The organism is Paracoccus marinaquae (assembly GCF_018860165.1).
In the GTDB taxonomy this organism is placed as follows: Bacteria; Pseudomonadota; Alphaproteobacteria; order Rhodobacterales; family Rhodobacteraceae; genus Paracoccus; species Paracoccus marinaquae.
Genome location: NZ_JAHKNG010000086.1, coordinates 1 through 4,155, shown reverse-complemented (window position 1 = coordinate 4,155; position 4,155 = coordinate 1). Strand labels below are relative to the sequence as shown.

The following is a 4,155-nucleotide window of genomic DNA, read 5'->3' as shown; positions in this document are numbered from 1 at the left end:
TCGTTACCCGGTAGTTTACCTTCGCAAACTTATCCCGCCGCGCCGCGTTGTGCTTGAAAGGCATCCCGCCATCCTGTTGTCAAACCGGCCAACCGCTTACGATGCAGAAACGATCCATGCAACACGGCCCGGACAACCGAAACCCAGATCGCTATCAAGGCATTGAACCGCATGGCCCGTCTCGGTCATGCGGTCTATGAGCGTGTCGCATAAAACCCGGGGGAAGGGGAAAATGCGACCCGAGTTCGCTTCATGCAATACGGTCGAAGGCGCGCGGTCGCCCCCTTCACGGGGGCGTGGATCGAAACCAGCGTCAATACACCAAGGGGTTCTGGTTATTTCAATGCGCGGCGCCGACGAGCGGAATCCCGGTATCTTTCGCAACGTCATTCAGGCGCCGATCAGCCGTCCAGAGGAATGTGCCCGGGGAAAGCAAGCAGGATGCAACCAGATTGAGGTCGACCACGCCAATGCCGCGACCGTAAAGTCGCCGTTCTTCAATCAGGACTCGCAGTTCGGTCTCGGTTGCCCTTGGCGATTGCGGTAAGTTGTCAAGCAAGGCCAGCACGTCGGTTCGGGACTTCAAGGTTCCAAGCGCAAGTTCGGCAACGATCAATGGATGGCACAGGACGTTGCCGACCAGCAACCGATCCGAAAGACCGGGATTGCCGTTCCGCAGGTGATCTATCCAGATCGAAGTGTCGACCAGGATCATCCCGGGCGGCGACGGGGTGCCGCTTCCAGTTCAGGCTCGGCTCCGCCAAGCATCGCCAGGCGCTTTGCGCTCTCTCGTTCGATCAGGGCCTTGAGCGCCTCTTTCAACAAGGTCCCGCGCTCCGTCACGCCGGTCAGTACGACGGCCTTGTCGAGCAGAGCGTCATCCAGGTTCACAGTCGTTCTCATTCGACTCTCCGCATCTTATTCAGCATCATATGGTGCGATTTTTCATCAAGTCAAGCTCGGAGGTTGAGGTCGATTTGCTTCAGCATCTTTTGAGCGCAGCATCGTCCCAACGGGCCTCGGCTATCGTTACAAGAACCTATGGCCCGCCCCTTCTGCAAGAGGGTTGAGTTTGGATGCTGAACAATCTGCGCAAACCTATCCGGTCTCACGGGCGTGTGCCGTGGCCAAGATGGAACTCCGCGCGGTCTGGTCCTTATAAAATCGTCGGCATCGAGGTGCCGTTTTTTGTGCCAGGCTCCCCGACCGCCGGTCGATTGTCAGACCATCTCCCTCACCTTCCTGCAGAATTCCTTGAGGCGCGTGGGGCCTGCCGCGCCCTCACCTGATCACATGCTCGCCGTCGCGTAGGACGCATCGAATAGCCGCTCCCCGCGCAGGACGGCCCAGGCGACCTCAAGCGGCCTGAGCAGCAGGAAGGCCTCGCTGAACCTCGCCAACGTGATGACCGAGGCCAGTCCGATTACTGCCCAGACCCGGCGATTGCGCCCGAATGCGTCGGCAGGGCGAAATTCCTTCTGCGTCTTCGGGCGGTTTCCGTCGGGTTCCCGCACCCAGAAAACAAGTACAGCCGTGGCCAGCGCGCCCGGGATGGCTGCAAACCAGAAGACCGACAGGAACCTGGTCGCGGTGGCGACCGCGACCGACAACCCCTCGATGAAGCCGATCGGCAGAGGTTCTGTCGCAAAGTTTTGTCGGTCTTTCGTGTTGGAGGCCTCTCGGATATGCCGTCCGTGGTAGGGACGACGAAAGGAGCATGGCAGGATGATCCGTTTCAAGGGCAGCCATTACCCGAAACCTGTGATCCTTTACGCGGTGTTTTTCTACGTCCGCTATGCCGTCTCCTATCGTGATCTCGAGGAGATCATGGCAGAGCGCGGCGTGGATGTCGATCATGCGACACTGAACCGCTGGGTGGTGAAGTATGCGCCGCTGGTCGCAGCCGAAGCGCAGAAACGCAAATCCCCGACCTGGCGGTCGTGGCGGATGGATGAGACCTATATCAAGGTTAAGGGCCAGTGGTGCTATCTCTATCGCGCCATCGACAAACATGGTCAAACCCTTGACTTCATGCTGTCCGAGCGTCGCGACGAGGCTGCCGCCACCGCCTTCTTCGCCCGCACGATCAAAGGCAACGGCTGGCCCGACAAGGTCGTCATCGACAAGAGCGGCGCGAACATGGCCGGGCTGGACAACATGAATATCGGCCTGATCCTGGCGGGCTGGTACTGGCTGATCGAGGTGCTGCAGGTAAAGTATCTGAACAATATCATCGAACAAGACCACCGTTTCATCAAGCGGATGACCCGTCCGATGCTGGGCTTCAAGGCCTTTCATTCAGCCGCCGCAACGCTCGCCGGGATCGAGACCGCACACATGATCCGCAAGGGACAGTTGTCGACCGGGGGAAAGACTGCCTTTCAACAATTTGTGGCGCTCGCGGGATAAGTGTGTTCAGACAACGGCTTGCGTGCAGCCCGCGGGAATGTTTGCGACAGAGCCCCTCGCCCTTGTCCGTCGACAGGAATACGATCCCGGCCGCTTCGAGAGCGCGGCGCACCTGGTCACGGGTGGACTCGAACACCTCGAGCCCGCTTTGGGATTCGAGGCGTTTGAGTGCGGTCAATGCGACCTGGGCCTTGTCGGCGAGCGTCTCCTGTGTCCATCCCAGTAACGCGCGCGCAGCCCGTGATTGGCGAGCGGTGATCATACATGATCACCTCCCACCGGGATATGCACGCACTCCAGAACTACGGCTATAATAGTCGTTCTCGCTGTGAGCACCAGCCGAAATTCAGGTGCAATTATCAAGGATAGAGAGACGACGCTCCCGTCCATGCCCGTCTGATTCGGTCGCTGGACCTTGCCAGAAGCGGCGGGCGCGATCCGGTGAAGCAGGAGGGAAACCCGGCGGCTTGCGCCGCCGGGCCTCGGGTTCCCGATCAGAACGGAATGTCATCGTCGTCGATGAACTTGCCGTCGTCGTTCTGGGTCTGCTTCGCCCGGCTCAGGAAATCGACCGTCTCGGCGATGATCTCGCAGCCGTAGCGATCGACCCCGGCGGCATCGGTCCATTTCGTGTAGTGGATGCGGCCGCGAACCAGAACCTTCATGCCCTTGTCGCAATGCTGCTGGACCGTCTTGCCGAGGCCGTTGAAGCAGGTGATGCGGTGCCATTCGGTGTCCTGGACCCGATAGCCGTTCTCGTCGCGCAGGACGCGGCCTTCCGAATAGCGGGGGCGCGAGGTGGCCAGGGTGAAGTGGGTGATGCCGGTGCCGCCCTGGGTGGTGCGGGTTTCGGGTGCCTGGCCGATGTTGCCGGCGAGGATGGCGATGTTCTGCATTGTAGGTCTCCGTTGCTCCTCGGAGGGACCGTCCCTCCGACGAGACCCGGCCAAGGCCGTCGGAAGACTCCTGCAACTGCCGCCCTTGCTGCAGCTTGCCCCCAAGGCCCCAGGTGGGGCGGGCAGCCGCGCTTGCGCGGCAACACGGCTGGGAGCCGCGGGGGTTGCTGGTGGAAGCCGAACGGACTTAGGGGATCAGTCAGGCGGAGGGATGGTGCTTTCGAAAGCAGATCGGGGACGCACAGCAGAACCATCGTCCTTGCTGGCGACAGCGGCCAGGCAGGCCCCCTGCGAACCGAGACCACCGGCATGGCACTCGTTCAACCGTCTTTGCCGGTCAACGTCGTGTCCGCCGCCGGAAGGCCCTGTCATCCGCGATGTGATCGAACAGGCTATCGGGTTCTCATGCCCGCTATGACACCGTCCTGCTTCATCGGCCAAAGGCTCGGTCCCACAGCATCGTGAAGGGGCAAGGAAGGTGTTCGCGGAGGCCCCACGAAACGACGTGGACCGATGCAGCGGGGCATCGACCGCGCGGGACTGCGGGTACGCACCGATGTCCCATTTCCAGAGCCGGGCGAAGCAGACCGGGTGCGATGGTGACATGCTGCGTCGGACCGACTTTCCGTCTTTGATGGAACGACCGTCGCCCGATGGCGCAAGCTGCCAGTCTTCCTCAGAAGTGGCTGATCGCGTCCGCCGTTTCAGCGCGAGAACACCGACTTGTTGATTGCCACTGAGAATTGACCCGGCATTGTCACCGAGATCTGACCCACCCGGTTGTTATGTTCTGCGCGTCATGTTGGCGTCAATGCAGATGTCTCCTTTCGTTTCTTTTTCGCCGTCTCGG

Annotated in this window: 5 protein-coding genes; 1 reads left to right on the top strand and 4 read right to left on the bottom strand. The window is 60.8% G+C overall.

Features of this window, described 5'->3' with window-relative positions; all coding sequences use genetic code 11:
* Nucleotides 1-340: 340 nt before the first annotated feature.
* From KNW02_RS20085 to KNW02_RS20075, 3 genes are all read right to left on the bottom strand, one after another.
* The gene (locus KNW02_RS20085; RefSeq protein ID WP_216034959.1) at nt 341-715 is read right to left on the bottom strand and encodes a type II toxin-antitoxin system VapC family toxin; all 375 of its coding nucleotides are present in this window, start codon (nt 713-715) and stop codon (nt 341-343) included.
* Nucleotides 712-891, bottom strand: a complete 180-nt coding sequence (locus KNW02_RS20080) for a type II toxin-antitoxin system VapB family antitoxin (RefSeq protein WP_216034958.1) — start codon at nt 889-891, stop codon at nt 712-714. The genes KNW02_RS20085 and KNW02_RS20080 overlap by 4 nt, the downstream gene beginning before the upstream one ends.
* A gap of 398 nt (nt 892-1,289) precedes the next feature.
* The gene (locus tag KNW02_RS20075; protein ID WP_216034957.1) at nt 1,290-1,739 is read right to left on the bottom strand and encodes an MFS transporter; all 450 of its coding nucleotides are present in this window, start codon (nt 1,737-1,739) and stop codon (nt 1,290-1,292) included.
* Here KNW02_RS20075 and KNW02_RS20070 point away from each other — a divergent pair.
* A complete protein-coding gene (locus KNW02_RS20070) occupies nt 1,726-2,409 on the top strand; it encodes an IS6 family transposase (RefSeq protein WP_216034956.1) in 684 nt (227 codons plus the stop codon). The two genes, KNW02_RS20075 and KNW02_RS20070, sit on opposite strands and share 14 nt — an antisense overlap.
* 494 nt (nt 2,410-2,903) lie before the next feature.
* On the opposite strand, the gene KNW02_RS20065 is transcribed toward KNW02_RS20070, so the two are convergent.
* A complete protein-coding gene (locus tag KNW02_RS20065) occupies nt 2,904-3,305 on the bottom strand; it encodes a single-stranded DNA-binding protein (protein ID WP_216034955.1) in 402 nt (133 codons plus the stop codon).
* Nucleotides 3,306-4,155: the final 850 nt, after the last annotated feature.

Coding starts and splice junctions, on each gene's coding strand:
- KNW02_RS20085 (WP_216034959.1), bottom strand. CDS start 715: ATGATCCTGGTCGACACTTCGATCTGGATAGATCACCTGCGGAACGGC.
- KNW02_RS20070 (WP_216034956.1), top strand. CDS start 1,726: ATGATCCGTTTCAAGGGCAGCCATTACCCGAAACCTGTGATCCTTTAC.
- KNW02_RS20065 (WP_216034955.1), bottom strand. CDS start 3,305: ATGCAGAACATCGCCATCCTCGCCGGCAACATCGGCCAGGCACCCGAA.